Origin of the sequence: Bacillus sp. SIMBA_074 (assembly GCF_046534555.1) — a bacterium.
GTDB classification, from domain to species: domain Bacteria; phylum Bacillota; class Bacilli; order Bacillales; family Bacillaceae_G; genus Bacillus_A; species Bacillus_A mycoides.
Window position 1 is genome coordinate 19,346 of sequence record NZ_JAWRYM010000026.1, and the last position, 16,909, is coordinate 36,254.

The following is a 16,909-nucleotide window of genomic DNA, read 5'->3' on the forward strand; positions in this document are numbered from 1 at the left end:
ATCTATATATATATATAATTTAAAAAATGGAGGGCGTTATGTATGAAAACTTTAAACAAAGAAAATAGTTTATTAGCAAATCTAGAAGAAGTTGAACTAGAAGAAATCAATGGTGGAGGTTGGAAAGACGCTGCTAGATGGGGCGCAGACTTTGTTAGAGGGATTTATTCTAAGGGTCACGGTTGCGGTATGGGTGACGGATACACTAAAGGTTTTACAGGTAATGGTAATTACTTAGAAGGGGCATATGGCCACCGTTAATAACTTTAATTGATAGATAATAGTTACAGGGTTAGTTTACAAAACTAACCCTGTAACTATTAAATGAGGGATGATGTATGGGAAATTTCAATTATATTTCAAACGAATTAAGATATAATATAAATTTTTTTGAAATATCATATAATAAATTGTTAGCTATGAATATTAATGATGATAACTTGTTAAATAAGGTTAGTAAACGAATATCACTTTTAAGAAATATTAATAAATATTCAGAAGAAGCTAACGGATTACTTTCTGATTTACATTCAAATCTAGTTAAGGAATTGAATTATTTAAGTGATACGCAATTTATAGAAATATTAAAGAATTACCTAACCACTAAAAAAATTAAAATTTCTGTTAATATTATGACGTTGAATGAGGAAAGATGTATTGCTAGATGTATTGAAAGTATTCAAGATCTTGCAGATGAAATTATTATTTTAGACACTGGCTCTACCGATAAGACACGAGAAATAATTCAAAATAATTTTCCAGATGTGAAACTATATCATTTAGAATGGAAAAATGATTTTTCAGAGTGTCGAAATCGCTTAATAGACTATTCGACGGGTGATTGGGTACTTCAAATTGATGCAGATGAACATTTAGAAATCAAACAAAAGGATATAAGAGAATTTTTGGAACTGTTTTACGAATTCCCTATTTCTCCAGTAGTCATCTGTCCAAAAATTAAAAATCACGATAATCAAGAGATGGATTTTAATAAGAGAATCTTTAGAAAAAAGGATAATCTAAAATACTTTGGAATAATTCATGAAGATTTACGTTATGATATTCAGAAAAAAGGAAGCGACTTAATCTATTTCACAACAGATTTTACGTTTAATCACGATGGGTACAAATCAGAAATAAGAGAATCTAAGAACAAGTGCAAAAGAAATTTAAAATTACAGCATAAAATGATACATATAGAACCAGACAATATAAGATGGTATTATTTCTTAGCAAGAGAACAAAAACAAGCTAGTTATTCTGATGAAGAAGTGATTAATACACTTGTACAAGGAATTGAAAATAGTAAAGATAATCATGAAAATAATCATTTTTATTTACGCTCTCTATTAATGTTAGCGGATATCTATGATTCTCAACGTAATTTTGAAGCATTACAAGGAATTGTCAATGAATTATCTAATAGATTCCCATATTGTATCGATGGACTATACTATAGTCTAATAAATAACTGGGCAAATCAATCGTCTCAGATTTCAAATCTTATTCAAAGTAGTATTCAACATATGCGAAAGATTGAATCCCCCTTTTCTATAATTAATTCGGATGGATATCATATCTTTTATCTACTAGGTATGTTGTATTTTAATCTGGGTAATTATGAAAAAGCTTTTCAAATGTTTTCTATTATAAAGGAGGATGCTTTGTTAGATGAAATTAAATCAAAATTAAATGCTTTAAAAGATAATATTGAAAAATTTTTAAGTAAATGAATAGTATTATATTCTAACTACTATAAATACTTTTATTTTGCGTTAGGATTTATGGTTAACAGAGCTAGATCCTAACGCAAAATAAAATTGTAAGGAGTTTTTGGAATGCAAAAGTCATTGGAAAAAATAAAGAAACAATTGGATGCTACAGAAAATATATTGTGTGTATTACAATGCTCATTCGACCTATATGTCAACCAAAATTCCTCTCGTCCTGGCATATTGGTTGCCACTGAACGAAGAATGATTTTTTACGGGCCACCCCTTTTAAATTTTAAAAACGAAATGGTTGAAGAATTCCTTTATGAAAAAATCTCTTCATTTACATTGAAAAAAAGTATCTTTGGAATAAGAATTCGAATGGAGTACAATGATGAATATTTGAAATTCAATAAAATTACAAATACGTATGCTACTACATTTGTAGAAACAGTGAATACCCTGCGTAAAAAGTAATAGCAAACTTCATATCCTCCACTTTGATAGTAAAATGTTTTGGAACTTAGCGGTTTTATCACTGAGAAAGAAGGTAGTATTTTGGTTCGAAAGAAGTTTCGTTGTATCAAACAACATGATTTAAAAGACTGTGGTCCAGCTTGTCTAGCTATGATTTCACGTCACTACGGCCTTTCAATATCCATATCAAAAATTCGAGAGGTTGCTGGAACGGATCTACATGGCACAAACATCAAGGGTTTGCTAGCAGCTGCTAATAGCTTAGATTTTGATACGAAGGGTGTGAAAGCAACAAGCGTAGATGCATTGCAAGAAATACCTTTGCCTGCTATTGCTCATGTCATTATGGACGGTGGACTACTTCATTATGTAGTCATACACAAAGTAAAGAACGGTAAAATCTATGTAGCAGATCCAGCACAAGGGCTTGTTACATATACATTAGTTGATTTTTGTCAGATTTGGCAAGGAATATTGGTGTTATTGACCCCACGTCAGAATTTCCAAAAAGGAAAAAAATCTGAAGGAACACTTTTTCGATTTTTTTCACTATTAAGACCTCAAATGAGTTTGTTATTTCCATTATTTATAGCTTCTATTTTTTTTAATATATTTGGTTTTGCTGGCGCATTTTATTTTAAGTTCTTAATTGATGATATTGTGACGAATCAATTGTTGCAAACACTCCATATAGTGTCTATAGGAATTGTTATTTTATACTTCTTTAAAGTATTACTCTCCTATTTTCGGACGCACCTCATTTTATACTTAAGTAGACGGATAGATATTCAATTGATGCTTGGATATTATCGTCATGTTGTAGGTTTACCTATGAATTTTTTTGAAACACGAAAAGTCGGTGAAATCATTTCCCGCTTTATGGATGCAAGTAAAATACGCGAAGCTTTATCGACAATTACTATTACATTAATGATTGATACAGTTATGGTTTTCTTAGGTGGTATTTTATTATATGTACAAAGCTCCACTTTATTTGTCGTCACATTGCTTCTCATTCCATTTTATATCGGAGTTATTTTTTTATTTCATAAACCCTATCAGACTATAAATCGTAATGAGATGGAAAGTAGTGCAAAATTAACATCGTATTTAGTGGAATCATTAAATGGAATTGCGACGATAAAGTCTTATAATGCAGAGAGAGAAGTGTTTTTTCAAACAGAAAGTCGCTTTGTAAATTTGTTAAGACATATATTCAAAAGAGGAATGGTATCGAATTTGCAAGGTTCTATTAAAATGGGACTGGCGCTTATTGGGGGCACTGTTATTCTTTGGGTGGGAGCGATGCAAGTCCTAAAAGGAAATATGACAATGGGTGAACTGATTACATATAATGCACTTTTAGGATATTTCTTGAATCCAATTGAAAATTTAATTGGTATTCAGCCTACGATGCAAACTGCATTAGTTGCTGGTGAACGTTTAAATGAAATCTTAGATTTAGATGGAGAAAAAGATGAAACAGAACAACGTAAAGTTTCCCCTAAAATATTATCTGGGAAGATAGCATGCTTAAATGCTACATTTCGATATGGAACACGTAAAAACGTGTTGCAGAATATTAATTTTTCGATTCAACCAGGTCACCAAGTTGCATTTGTAGGAGAAAGCGGTTCTGGTAAAACGACCATTGCTAAGTTATTAATGAATTATTATGAACTACAAAAGGGTGACATATATTATGATGATTTTCACATAAAAGAGATTAACCGAACGGCACTTCGAGATCGAATTGCTTATGTATCACAAGAGTCATTCTTCTTTAGTGGATCTATTTATGATAATTTAAGATTTGGATTGGAACGCATGCTTTCGTTAGAAGAAGTCATTCAAGCTTGTAAGGATGCATGTGCGCATGAATTTATTTGTGATTTACCTTTACGCTATGAGACTTCCTTAGAGGAAAATGCTTCAAATTTATCTGGCGGTCAAAGACAGCGATTAGCTATTGCAAGGGCACTGTTAAAAAAACCAGATATTATTATTTTAGACGAAGCAACAAGTAATTTAGATTCAACAACAGAAAAGTATATTACAGATATGTTAAAAGACTTAGGTTCCAAAGGTATAACAGTTATTATGATTGCTCATCGACTCAGTACAATTCAGCATGCCAACCAAATTTTTGTAATGGAAAAAGGAAATATTATAGAAGAAGGACCTCATGAGGAATTATTACTCCAAAAAGGTGAGTACTACCGACTATGGAAAAATCAAACCGTTCATGTAGAATATCTTGAGACTGAATTTGATGCAATGCGAGGTGGGCAACATGGTTAAGATGTACTCTTTTGATGAATTAACTGATAGTGTTGAGTTATTAGAAAGAAACCCGCCTCGTTTTATAGCTATATTATTGAGTTCTCTTTTTTTGTGTCTATTAGGTTTTATTGTTTGGGCATATGTTGGAAAAATGGATATTGTCAGCAAAGGTACTGCGATAGTTGAAGGGAAATCAAATATCAGTACAATTCGTACGCAAATTGTAGGTATTGTAGACACTGTTTCTGCTCAATCTGGTGATGAAGTGAAAAAAGGCGAGGTTTTACTCCAATTGAGGAACCAGGAGTTAACAGGTAAACAGAATCAACTAAATGACATTATAAAACATGTAGAAGAACAAAAAGCAATGTTAGAGCAGTTAAAAAAGAGTATTGAATCTGAGAAAGCACTTTTCTCTGAAGGATTAGATCAAAAAATACGTGATGAATACAAGGCATATGAGCAAGGATATCAAGCTTTAGAAAAAGAACAAGAAAATGAGATTAAATCCCTCATGAATAATAAGTTATCTAATGAACAAGATGAGGTTTTACAAGGGTTGCTTGCGGAAAAGGAAAACATACAAAGAGAGCTGAAATCTACTCAAAAACAAAAACAGAAAGAACAGCTTCTACCAGAACAAATTGATTCATTAAATGAAAAGATTCAATCATTAGAGGCGCAACAAACTAGTGTAGAAAAAAGAATAGAACAGAGAAAAGTAACATTAGAAAGTGAAAGAAATAAAATTGAATCAGCTAAAGAAGGAAAACAAGAGCAAAAGAAATATGCCTTACGTCAATATAAAGAGAATGCTATTGTTTCAGTTAATCAGCGTATTCAGTCTGTAGAACAAGAGCTGTTTGTAAAAAAACAAGAATTGAATAGCTTGCATCATCAAAGTGAAACGACTGTTATAAAGGCACCAACGGATGGTATTATACAATTCTCCTCTATTTTGCAAACAGGAGATTTAGTTGATCCTGGTCAAGAGGTAATATCGATTGTTCCAAAGGAAAGTATCAAAAAGATAAAGGTACTATTGCCTGCACAAGAAGTAAAAGGGATAAAAAAAGGAGACAAAGTGCAGTATTCCTTTAAATTAAAAAAGACAGATAAGCAAGTTGGAACTGTAACTTACATATCTGCCCATCCTATTTTTGATAAAGATTCCAAAACATATATGTATGAACTGAAAGCATCGATTGATACAAACGAATTTGATGAATTACATATGGGAATGGTAGGTAGAGCTTCTGTCGTAACGGGTGAAGAATCTATTTGGAAACTTATTTTACGTAAGTTAGATTTTATTTCTAATTAGGAGTCTCGCCACATCGCTATCAAGCTAATAAAAAGAAATGCGCCTAAAATGAAAAAATACGCTATTCTTTCTGTAGAATCATAGGAAAGGATGGCGTTTTTTATGTCTGTTTCTGTGTCTGATGAATTACATCTATTTGCTCAAGAGATTCAAAGTTTTTTATCTCCAAATACCTTACAGGATCTTGCTAGAGATGCTGGTTTTGTACAACGAACCAGTAAGTACCAAGCAAAAGATTTAGTAGCTTTATGTGTATGGGTGAGCCAAAATGTAGCTATGACTTCTTTAACTCAGTTATCTAGCTGTTTAGAAGCATCAACAGAAGTACTCATCAGTCCTGAGGGACTGAATCAACGGTTTAATAAGGCGGTCGTCCAACTTTTACAACACCTACTTGGGCTCACCATATCAAAAAAGAAAATTGTACGTTTAGACATTGTCCTGTACCTTTGTTAATGAAATAAACTCACTGTTTGACTTATTTAAATTTTTTGGGCAGCACCATAGGTATTACTATAATATAAGTAATTCTTTTTATTATTTATATTTTTGTTATTTCCTGTTGCAGAATCCTTAAGCTATTAAGGATTCCTTTTTTGTATCTAAAATCCAAAAATTAAAAGATAAGATCCGGGAACACGATCTTATCTTTAGCACAAGGAGTAAACATATGGGATAACCATCATGTTTTTATTATACTTTATTTTTTGTAAATTTTTAATATTAAAGCCATAATTAGCAAATATATCTATATTGAGAAATTTATTACAAAACGAACTATAACTGATGGAAAAATCGAATGTAAACTTTTAGCCATTAGTTTACATTCAAATCTCCTTATTCATTGACTTCAAACCAAATCCCCCGATATAATCAATATGCACAACAAAAGTATACATTCAAAATGCTATAAACAAAGAGGACAAGAAATCTGTAAACAAAAAGATCTCATTAATATAAAAAAGAATACCACCTTTAAAGGCGGTATTCTTTTTATATTTTCATCTAAGCAACTAAATAATTAAATGCCATATATATAGTTAAAAATACACCTAATACTAATTCAAGACCAATAATTATATATGAAACATTCAAATTAAAATCTCTTATACTTCTATATATAAACATAATCCCTAATAAGAAGAATGTAACATATAAATATTGACCGATACTAAAAGTTAAAGTACTCGATAGTAAAATTAAAATTATAAACATTTTGTCTATTGTTTTATAATTAATTATTTTTTGTCCAACAAATGGTTGCATAAATCCCCTCCTAACATTTTTTTCTAATTATGGATATTATAAAGATTATTATATCATGAATTTTCTGTTTTTTAAGGTTATAAATACGCTGTTTATATAAGTTTACATAACCCCACTTATCGGTATTCAATGTATCTAGAAAAAACCCCTTCAGTTTACTTGCTGAAGGGGTCTCGTATTTACATAATTACCGTTATTGGAAGTTGATTAATATCAGTTTAAAGTTAGCTTAAAGGAAATTATTTACCATTATGTTGATTTGGATTATACATTCCGTTTTGAACCATATAATATTCTATTACTTGGTCTAACCATCTTTCTTCTTCCTCTGTGTAAGGAGAGGCCATCATACATTGAAAACCTTCTATTTCCTCGTCCTCTAATTTTCCAAAAGCGTGCATAGCCTCTTCACCAACATATTTAAGAGATGCCTGCAAATGTTTATTTGCTAACTCTTGTACTTCTGGATCATGAACTGGTTTTCCAACTAAACTCTTCACATCTCTCGATAAATCAATAAACTCTTTATCTAAGGACAAATTCTCCTCGTCAGTTTTATTGTAAACTTTATCTGCAATTTCTTTAGAAGTGAAATGTTCAAGCCATGTACGTTGATTTTCTTCATTTTGAATGTTATTAATCAAACTAATTAATATTTCACTTGGAACATCCTTTTGACTATCTAACAAAAAAATTGTCTGATTAATTGCCTTCAGAACTTTATCTAAATGCTCTTTTTTCTTCTCAAATGCTTTTTGTTGTTGAATTAAAGTGTCCTGTAAGCTTAAGTTGAGACTTGTATTAGTTAGCATTAATCTTATTTCTTCTAGGTTATAACCTAAGAATTTTAGGGCCAAGATTTTTTGAAGTTTTACTATATGATCCTCTCCATATAGTCGATGGCCAGAACTGAGGTCTTTTTGAGCTTTGAGTAGCCCTATTTCGTCGTAATAATGCAATGTCCTTAGTGAAACACCAGTTTTCTTAGAAAATTTACCAATTGAGAAACTTAAATCATTACCCAACTTATATAACCTCCTTACAATCTATTATTAATTTCATCATAATATCTAACGTAACTGGAGGTTCAAGCGTTAATTTTTACAATTTAAATTTTGTATATCCTATACAGAGTTAGTCGACATAACGCATCATTATTGGTAGCAAAAAAAAGCGAATCCCTACTTTCAAAAGGAATTCGCCTTTTTCTTTTTCTATAATCCTATTCATCTTTTTATACATTCCTATCCTGGCGTGGGTTTAGGTTTCTTGTTTGTTACAGGATTAGCGAAAAAACTGTATAAAATCTTGTATACTCTTAGCGTGGTTATTTCCCAAAATGCTGGTGGAACCCCACCGCCATCAAGCTAAGAAAATACAACTACTCTCAGAGCGAAATTTTGTGCTAACTTGTAACAAAAAAGCTCATTTTTTCATTTTGGAGTAATTCTGAATTCTTAAGTTGATGGGCATGTATGGTGACCCCTAATAGTAAATATATTTTCCATAAAATTCATTATAACACAAAGAAAAGGGGTTGCTTTAGACTGCACTCTAGGGTGTAACGTTTAATCAAGAGTTACTTTTTAATCAATTGATACTACGCAATATAGACGTACTAAATGCTTAAAAATCTAAACTGGTAAATTATTAGGAGGTAAATACAATGAGTAATGAACGTTATCAGCGTGGCTGGAAAAAACTAATGGAAATAGATGGAGAGGGTGGGCAACGTGTTATAGATTCCCTAAAAGATATTGCTCCTAATCTCGGTAAATATGTTGTTGAATTCGCTTTTGGCGATATCTATCCTCAAGAAGGATTAGATCTCAAACAAAGTCAATTGGTTACAATCTCATCACTAACTACACAGGGTGGCTGTGAACCACAACTTGATGTCCATATTAACGCGTCACTTAATGTTGGTCTCTCACCAGATGAGATAGTAGAAGCAATTATGCATTGCATCCCTTACACGGGCTTCTCACGAGTCCTTAATGCGATCTTTGTGGCAAAACGAATTTTTGAAGAACGTAAGCTAAACTTAAGATGAAATTCCCGAAAAATGGAGGTATGCACATTGAAAAAGGAAAACATTGTATATAATAGGGTCTGGTTCATTACTGGGGCTTCAAAAGGATTTGGACGTGCATTAGTTGAGGCAGCACTTGAGCAAGGTGATATGGTAGTAGCTACAGCACGTAAACCAGAAATTTTAGCACAATCTTTTCAAGATAATAATCATTTATTAATCCTGCCTTTAGACGTAACAAATTCTTATCAAATCCAAGAATCAGTCAAAAAAGCCATTGAAAAATTTGGGCATATTGATATTTTGGTCAATAATGCCGGGTATGGACTGTTAGGAGCAGTGGAAGAAGCGAACCTGGAGGAAGTAAAACAAGTATTTTCTACTAATGTTTTTGGTTTGCATGCTGTAACACAAGCTGTCTTACCCCATCTTCGATCCCAAAGATCCGGTCATATTATCAATATCTCTTCAGTTGGTGGATTTTCAGGTTCTATAGGATGGGGAATCTATAACTCCACTAAATTCGCAGTGGAAGGATTATCGGAAGCGTTATCGTTAGAAGTGAAACCTTTAGGTATTCACGTTACCATTGTCGAACCAGGAATGTTTCGTACCGATTTTCTTGCAAGTTCTATGCGTTCTGTTAATACAGTTATTAAAGATTATACAAATACTTCAGGACAAACACGAGAAACGGCTAATGAAAGTAACGGTAATCAGCCTGGTGATCCTAAAAAGGCAGCTTCAGCTATCTTGAAGGTTGTTGCAGCTGATGATCCACCACTAAGACTTGTTTTGGGGCCTGATTCCCTAAAGCGAATAAAAACAAAACTTGAACAAGTCAAAACAGATTTAAATAATTGGCAAACTGTCACATTAAGCACAAATATAGAGGATGAACAAATTGATTAAATCTTTATATCTGGTTTTTAAGTTGCAAGTATATTTACAAGAAAAAATTCAATATAATACTTAGAATTATATTGTGATATATATCAACGGTAGATTGCAAAGAGATTTTCGTGTCTCTTCCCCTACTTTTTTCCTTGTTATATAAAATCTATATAATAAACATGAAATTATCAAAATAGACGTAACATCCCTAAGCCGCAATGTCTTAAACAAACGTTTGTTTAATTTCCCCACAATTAATTGCTATATAATATAAGTAAAAAAGAGATAAGAGCACTTTTTTAAGTGCATTATCTCTTTTCGAATATGCATTTTATATCCCATGTAAATTTACCACATATTTCAACGGGACTTACAAATTGCTCTTCAATAGTAATTATATCTTTTTTTTGTAAAAAATATACGATTTCAAACTTTTTCAAAAATAAAAGGTCAGAATGTCAGTGCTTTACATGTTTTAAAGAATTATAGTTAGTGATAACATGAAATTCATTTTATTATAGTTGTTTATACTTAAATATAAATATAGGTCTTTCTGTAAGAATCCTATACAAACTTCTCTAATATATTATAATTTCTCTTCATAAAAGAACAAACATTCTTTTATAAAGAGAGGAATCACAGTGTATGACTATTCAATCCTATCGAATAGAATCATCTTATGTATAGATCTACGAAGTTTTTACGCTTCAGCTAGTTGCATCAAAATGGAGTTAGACCCTCTGCATACAAAATTAGCTGTAGCCGGCGATATAAATAGAAACGGTTCACTCGTTCTAGCTACAGCTCCGCCTTAAAAACCTTAGGTATAAAGAATATGGCAAGACTATACTGGATTACCAAAAAAACAGACACATCCTCTACAGTGGCGTGCCTGTTTTTTATGTATAATTAATAGAATTATATCATTACAATTGTTGCAAGAAATTTTTCAATTCTAATAAACTATCATGTTCTAAATCCCAATAATGTTTTTGCGCTCCTAGACCTAAACTATTAACTATTTTAGGCTTGGTCGCTAAATAAACCTGTACTTTAGCTTTTGATAGATTCCGAGGAAATTCAGATGTGTTACTTCCTACACATTCAAAAAATTGATTAACACAATTCATTACAGGATCTTCATTTTTGGTTTTTAAACATAAATCTTCTAACATCGTTCCATCTTCTGGATTTCCTGGCATTATAAAAATTCCAAAGCTAACTTCTCCTTCACAAGAAAACGTATTAGCTGTTTTAGGGCCAACAAATCCATTTTTCTTAATTACATCACATGCGCTTTGAAACGCCCCATCAAAGTTAGCATCCGCATCCCTTACCAACGCAATTGATTCTACAAGATCAGAAAATCCCGTACGATTTATTAATGCTGGAAGTTCAGTTTTAAATTTTTCTACTCCACCTACATCAATTATTTGAACATCATTGTCCATTTTATGTTTGCTTAAGAAAGAGCGAAAAAATGAAATTTCATCTTTTCCTTCTACTAATAAAAGTTTTGGCTTAAATATTTCTCCATCATTTGGTGATATTGAATGTGGTAATACTGGCATTAGCGAACCTCCCAGCCTTTCTCTATTGCAACTTTTAGTGTTTCATAGTCGAATGTCTTAGAAACTACCTGCTCACTTTTCTTTGATCTCTCAACCCTAAAGTACCTAAAATCAAGCTGATTTTCAGGACGAATACCATTAATTGCTGCACTTAAGCATTCATAACTATGCGTAGTTGCATACAGTTGGCAGTTATAATCAATCGCAGCTTTACTAATAACTTCCCATACTTTACTTAATACAGAATAATGAATACCATTCTCTATTTCATCTATAAATACTAATCCATTTTTATTTGTAACTATAGCAAGTAATATAGTTAACAACCTTGAAACTCCATCTCCCATATACGAGATTGGAACCTTTTTCCCAATACCAATATCCGCATGCAACATAGAACTTCCATTCCCCATTGTAATAGAAGATATTCCTTTTAATCTGGGCTCAATTATAGTTAAAAAGTGAACTATAATTTCTGCTTCTCCACGTACATCCAATTCTCCAAATCGAATTGCGTCTTGATGGGCATGAGGTTGTACTTTCGCAGGAAGATAATCTGCTGACTTCGGTTCTGTATATGCAGCAATTACTTCCATTCCAAACCCTTCATTGTTTACTATTAAATTTACTTCCTCTGTCTTCATGTTACTTCCTTTATACCTTATATTCAAATAATTGGCAGCGATTATCTGTTCATCAGTTCTAATTTGTCCATCCTGGCTTTTCATGGGTATAATTTTTCTACTACCATCGTTTTTAAATTTTATAGCCATATTCACATTAAATTTCTTTTCATCCGTTGTTTCTATTACAATTGATTTATTTAGATCAAAATTATAAAAAATAGGTGCAAATAATGATTCTGGATTTAGTGTTAACTCATTTACCCCACGCCAATTATATTGTCTGAGAAGAACATTAGGATTAAATTTGTCATGAAACATAAATAAAGCTTCTAATACCGTAGTTTTTCCTGCGTTATTTCGTCCACCTAACAAATTTATTTTCGATACATTATTTAATTGAAAGTTTTCTAACCCTTTAAAATTCCTAATCCTTACTGATTCTATCATTTACCTTCCTCCTATACACAATACAGGAAAACTTCGTTAACCAATCCTGTATATGCTACACACTCTTAAGTATATATCAATTGTACAATCTTTAATCGATTCAAGCAGTATTTTTTATTCCTAATCTTAATTATTATAAGTAACTACAATTAAATCATATTATATATTCACTCAAATAAAATCGTGGTTTCTATCATCAATTATTTTATTCTACAAATCATTAATTTCCTGTGTTTTTTTAGGGAAAAGAATATTCATTGCTTCTACTGTTAAAATCCATTCCCCACGTTGTTTCTCTTGGGGCTTGTAGTATTTAATTTTCCCACCCTTAATTAGTTCATCTACTAATTTATTATCTTTCCCTCTCTTCAATTTCATCCGTAGTGCTTCTTGTGTAATTCCCCAATGATCGCATGCTTCTCTAGGTGTCATAATTTCCTCTAGCATAAACAACATCAAAATCACCCTTTTCATTACTTATAAGTAACTTATATTAAAAGTGTACATTGCTTGTAAGTAACATACAAGAATCTAAGACAAAAAAGACCCTAAATAGGGTCTTTTTCTTAACTTGTTTCGGTAAGTTATAAAATATCTGAATTTTTTATAATAATCCTCCATAACCGACATCATTTGTCATTATCGTACCAAAAGGTATACCTTTTGATGTGGTGTAAAAACTATCAAAATAAAAACTTCAAAAGGTTTGAAATCTCTTTTTGAACTAGTTCAAAAAGAACATATATCTTTTGATTCACTTTTGGTATAATTATAGATAAATAGATAGAATAGTATTAATGTTCTTGTTATAAGAAAGGTTGTTGTTTTATGAACACAAAAAAATTCGGATATGTTCGTGTTTCAAGTAAAGATCAGAACGAAGGACGAAAAATTGTAAATATGAAAAATATCGGAATTGACGAACGAGATATTTTTATCGATAAAAAAACTGGAAGTAATACGGATAGAGAAAACTATCAAACGATGAAACGAATTGCTCGCACAGGAGATACAATTGTTTTTGATTCTTTAACAAGACTCGGAAGAACTATGAACAATATTCTTGAAGAATTCAAATATTATGAGGACCAAAAAATAAATTTACATTTTTTAAACGAACCCTTTATAAATGTAACTTATACCGGAGATGACACGAATGATGTAATTCAAAGAGCTATCCAAAAAGCAACCACCACTATCCTATCAGCCTTTGCCGAAAAAGAGCGACAGGATATTAAACAACGTCAGGCTGAAGGAATTGCTTTAGCAAAAGCAAAAGGAAAACACTTAGGTAGACCTCGCATTCCGATCACTCAGGAATTTACCGATGCTTATAATGAATGGAAAGAAGGGAAAATCACAGCTACAGCTGCTATGAAAAAGTGCAAAATTTCTAGTAGCGCTACATTCTATAGAATCGTCAAGCGCTATGAAAATAAAGAATTTGACACTATTTAAATACTGAGGATATAGATTAGAGAGGTGAAAGAAAAATGTATGAGATAACAATATTGGATTCCTTTCTATTAAAGGCCCTTCAAGATAGTTATGAGGATATAATAGAAGTCAAAAGAAATGATCCTTGTCCTTGTGGTTCTGGATTGAAATTCAAAAATTGTCATATAAAATCAGATGAAAAATGGGGGGAAGGTTTCGAATTTTATGACGGTAACTTCGGGTATGAAAACATAAGTCTAACTATAAAACTTTTGAACACTATCCAAGAAATTTCATTTAAACTAAAACCTCATAATTCTATAGATGAAGAGTTGGGTTTAGAACTCCTCGAAAAATTATATTCAGCATATGATCCAGCAATAGAACAATTACAAAAAAACGCCCCTTGCAAAAAGGGATGTATCGCCTGTTGCTTCCAAGAAGTTAATCTTCAAAAAATAGAGGCTCAAAGAATTAATATAAATATGAATAAAGAAATCAAAAAAGTTATTAAATATAATTTAAAAGAAACTAAAGCAAGAAGAAAAGTTCCTTATTCCCTTTGGACTGACAGACAGAGTTCTCTTGAACCTTGTCCTTTTCTTGATATTACAAAAGGAGAATGTTCAATATATAATATTCGACCATTTAGCTGTAGATCGTACTTTGTCATAAGTAACCCGCATATGTGTAATGAAATAACAGGAAATGTCACTTGGTTTAATCAAGATATATATATCAAACTTACACGTTCAATAATAGCTTTAATTAACCAACTCGTTTACAACGATGACCAACCTAAACTTTTAAAAGAATTTTATGAAGAACTTTCATTTAAAAAACAACTTAATCATTTTTTTAAACACCTGACTTCAAAAAGTGACAACGTATGATTTATGAACAAATGATGATGACAGTGAAATTAACAATTTCTCCAAAGATATAATCCTAATATTATTAGAAGAAATTAAAAAGACGAGAATAGAAGCCCTTCAAAACTTACGAAATGAGGTGGTTAAAAATATGTCTACTACAAATCTAGAAAAAACAATACAGCACTTTACTGATTACTTATTACAAAAAGGAAGAAAAACTTCAACAATCAAAAGATATATGTATGATGTAGAACACTTTTTATCATGGTTAAAAAATACCGATTGTGCCATTGATGAAGAGATATGGGAATCCCTAAACAAAAAAGATTTCAAAGATTTTTTTCATTACCTTAAAGAAGAACGTCACTATTCAGATAAGACTATACATCGTATTTATATTGCCCTAAATCGGCTGTATGAATCATTGGATTTGCCTAGTCCGATAGAAAGTGTAATACAAATAGATCAACCTGACCGTTCATTAAGAGATAAAGATTTTATATCTTCTAAAGAAGAAAGACGTTTAAAAGAAGTCGTTTCTTCCTTAGCGAATCTAACTGACAAACAGAAATCTACACGCCCAATGTTATTAGAACGCAATCTTTCTATTATTATATTACTCCTAGATTACGGATTATCTTTACAGGAGCTTGTTTCTTTGCAAATGAAACATGTTCATTTCGAGAGTAATATGTTATCTGTTCCTGAAGACTCACAGATAAATCGTACAATCCATTTGAAAGAAGAAGATAAATTACATTTTTACCATTACTATAAAACCATTCCTGAACCTGTCCGTCCTAAATATCACAGCAGCGATCCACTATTTGTTGCCTTTGACTACACTCGTGGAACATATCATTGGAGCTATGATGATGATGCACCTAAAAACTTAACCGAAATATCTATACAAAAGATGATACGATTAGAAGTGAAACGTACCAATCTTCGAAAGGGAATTTCTGCCCAACATTTTCGGAACACATTTGTTTTAAAGGAAATTAAACAGAAAAACACACCTGAACAAATCATGAAGCAAATTGGATTTAAATCTCACTTATCCCTAAAAAGATATTACGATTACTATAAGAAAACCGAAGTAAAAACAGTTTAGAAATTAGCACTTAATATATAGTTTTTACATACCTACAGGTTTTCAATTATTTTAAGGAGGAAAAAAGGATTTATAATGAGGAAAAACGAGGTATCATATTATATACACGAATATACCTTACGAAATCGAACCACTAAATCTATCAAGATTAAACCCTGGCGTTCATTAAAAGAAGAAATGCATGTCCTGGGAATTAAGGACAGTGATATCTTTCAAATTCAAATGATAGATATAGATCCGAACAAAAAGTAACATAGCGCTATACCAATCATTATCAATGTACTGGAGGATTTCAACAATGAAAAAAACAAAGGAATTCCTAAATAATCCATTTATTAAATATCCGTTAACTTTAATTTCAGCCATGGCTATATTAAAAACAGGTTATGATTTAGGTGTCTTTATAATCAATATAAAATATATTTAAATCATCATCATAATGAAAGAGAGAAAACATCACAACTTTCATAGAAACATCGTGTCTCTATTTCAAATTCACAGTAATACTCAAATAGAAGTGTAGCTTTGATATAAAGTTTGATTAATTTAACTCTTTTAACATTGATATAAAAGCAAATATAAAAGCATGTTTTGAAAAATCTTTTTATCAAGACCTAATTTAAAAAATGTAGATAAATTAAAGGACATAACATATTTTATATGACTAATATGTTATGTCCTTTCTTACTCTATAATCGCGCCCGTTTACTGAACAAAAATCAATCGGGACTCTTCGACTATGCTTCGGTAGTGAGGAAGAAGAGTGAGAACAACGTTCTCCTTCTTCAACTATCGGGCCAGATTACGGAATAACTCCTTACTAAATAAAATTTTAAAGAAGAAAAACTAAA

The 16,909-nt window shown here is 31.4% G+C and carries 16 protein-coding genes and 2 pseudogenes; 13 read left to right on the forward strand and 5 right to left on the reverse strand.

What is annotated here, in order from left to right; genetic code table 11:
• Positions 1-42 precede the first annotated feature (42 nt).
• From SB773_RS22395 to SB773_RS22420, 6 genes and pseudogenes are all read left to right on the forward strand, one after another.
• On the forward strand, positions 43-261 hold the full coding sequence (locus SB773_RS22395; RefSeq protein ID WP_410592178.1) for a hypothetical protein: 219 nt from the start codon (positions 43-45) through the stop codon (positions 259-261).
• A 77-nt stretch (positions 262-338) separates the two neighbouring features.
• Positions 339-1,733, forward strand: a complete 1,395-nt coding sequence (locus tag SB773_RS22400) for a glycosyltransferase (protein ID WP_410592180.1) — start codon at positions 339-341, stop codon at positions 1,731-1,733.
• A gap of 105 nt (positions 1,734-1,838) precedes the next feature.
• On the forward strand, positions 1,839-2,189 hold the full coding sequence (locus SB773_RS22405) for a PH domain-containing protein (protein ID WP_410592182.1): 351 nt from the start codon (positions 1,839-1,841) through the stop codon (positions 2,187-2,189).
• 81 nt (positions 2,190-2,270) lie between these two features.
• On the forward strand, positions 2,271-4,490 hold the full coding sequence (locus SB773_RS22410; protein WP_410592185.1) for a peptidase domain-containing ABC transporter: 2,220 nt from the start codon (positions 2,271-2,273) through the stop codon (positions 4,488-4,490).
• Positions 4,483-5,796 (forward strand): HlyD family efflux transporter periplasmic adaptor subunit, encoded by a 1,314-nt coding sequence (locus SB773_RS22415; protein WP_410592187.1) that lies wholly within the window; start codon positions 4,483-4,485, stop codon positions 5,794-5,796. Before SB773_RS22410 ends, SB773_RS22415 begins: the two co-directional genes overlap by 8 nt.
• A gap of 102 nt (positions 5,797-5,898) precedes the next feature.
• A pseudogene (locus tag SB773_RS22420) lies at positions 5,899-6,213 on the forward strand (IS4 family transposase); the annotation flags it as partial.
• Between the two features lie 588 nt (positions 6,214-6,801).
• Here SB773_RS22420 and SB773_RS22425 read toward each other — a convergent pair.
• Together SB773_RS22425 and SB773_RS22430 are read right to left on the reverse strand one after the other, a co-directional pair.
• Positions 6,802-7,062, reverse strand: a complete 261-nt coding sequence (locus tag SB773_RS22425; protein ID WP_410592189.1) for a hypothetical protein — start codon at positions 7,060-7,062, stop codon at positions 6,802-6,804.
• Between the two features lie 239 nt (positions 7,063-7,301).
• Positions 7,302-8,087, reverse strand: a complete 786-nt coding sequence (locus SB773_RS22430; protein WP_410592191.1) for a MerR family transcriptional regulator — start codon at positions 8,085-8,087, stop codon at positions 7,302-7,304.
• A 641-nt stretch (positions 8,088-8,728) separates the two neighbouring features.
• On the opposite strand from SB773_RS22430, the gene SB773_RS22435 reads away from it, so the two are divergent.
• The 3 genes and pseudogenes from SB773_RS22435 to SB773_RS22445 form a co-directional block, all read left to right on the forward strand.
• Positions 8,729-9,115, forward strand: coding sequence for a carboxymuconolactone decarboxylase family protein (locus tag SB773_RS22435; RefSeq protein WP_410592193.1), 387 nt, complete (start codon positions 8,729-8,731; stop codon positions 9,113-9,115).
• A 12-nt stretch (positions 9,116-9,127) separates the two neighbouring features.
• The gene (locus SB773_RS22440; protein WP_410592195.1) at positions 9,128-10,006 is read left to right on the forward strand and encodes an oxidoreductase; all 879 of its coding nucleotides are present in this window, start codon (positions 9,128-9,130) and stop codon (positions 10,004-10,006) included.
• A 623-nt stretch (positions 10,007-10,629) separates the two neighbouring features.
• Positions 10,630-10,859 (forward strand): annotated as a pseudogene (locus SB773_RS22445) (Y-family DNA polymerase); the annotation flags it as partial.
• 55 nt (positions 10,860-10,914) lie between these two features.
• On the opposite strand, the gene SB773_RS22450 reads toward SB773_RS22445, so the two are convergent.
• From SB773_RS22450 to SB773_RS22460, 3 genes are all read right to left on the reverse strand, one after another.
• Positions 10,915-11,559 (reverse strand): DUF3226 domain-containing protein, encoded by a 645-nt coding sequence (locus SB773_RS22450; protein ID WP_410592197.1) that lies wholly within the window; start codon positions 11,557-11,559, stop codon positions 10,915-10,917.
• A complete protein-coding gene (locus SB773_RS22455) occupies positions 11,559-12,632 on the reverse strand; it encodes an AAA family ATPase (RefSeq protein ID WP_410592199.1) in 1,074 nt (357 codons plus the stop codon). The genes SB773_RS22450 and SB773_RS22455 overlap by 1 nt, the downstream gene beginning before the upstream one ends.
• A gap of 210 nt (positions 12,633-12,842) precedes the next feature.
• Entirely contained in the window at positions 12,843-13,088 is a 246-nt protein-coding gene (locus SB773_RS22460) for a helix-turn-helix domain-containing protein (protein WP_410592201.1), read from the reverse strand.
• Between the two features lie 372 nt (positions 13,089-13,460).
• Here SB773_RS22460 and SB773_RS22465 point away from each other — a divergent pair, with 372 nt between their 5' ends.
• From SB773_RS22465 to SB773_RS22480, 4 genes are all read left to right on the forward strand, one after another.
• Positions 13,461-14,090 carry a recombinase family protein gene (locus SB773_RS22465; protein ID WP_410592203.1) on the forward strand — a complete coding sequence of 210 codons (630 nt, stop codon included), beginning with the start codon at positions 13,461-13,463 and terminating at the stop codon, positions 14,088-14,090.
• Between the two features lie 35 nt (positions 14,091-14,125).
• Positions 14,126-14,962 (forward strand): SEC-C metal-binding domain-containing protein, encoded by an 837-nt coding sequence (locus SB773_RS22470; protein ID WP_410592206.1) that lies wholly within the window; start codon positions 14,126-14,128, stop codon positions 14,960-14,962.
• 130 nt (positions 14,963-15,092) lie between these two features.
• Entirely contained in the window at positions 15,093-16,058 is a 966-nt protein-coding gene (locus tag SB773_RS22475; protein ID WP_410592208.1) for a tyrosine-type recombinase/integrase, read from the forward strand.
• A gap of 298 nt (positions 16,059-16,356) precedes the next feature.
• Positions 16,357-16,485 carry a hypothetical protein gene (locus SB773_RS22480; RefSeq protein ID WP_410592210.1) on the forward strand — a complete coding sequence of 43 codons (129 nt, stop codon included), beginning with the start codon at positions 16,357-16,359 and terminating at the stop codon, positions 16,483-16,485.
• The last annotated feature ends 424 nt before the right edge of the window (positions 16,486-16,909 follow it).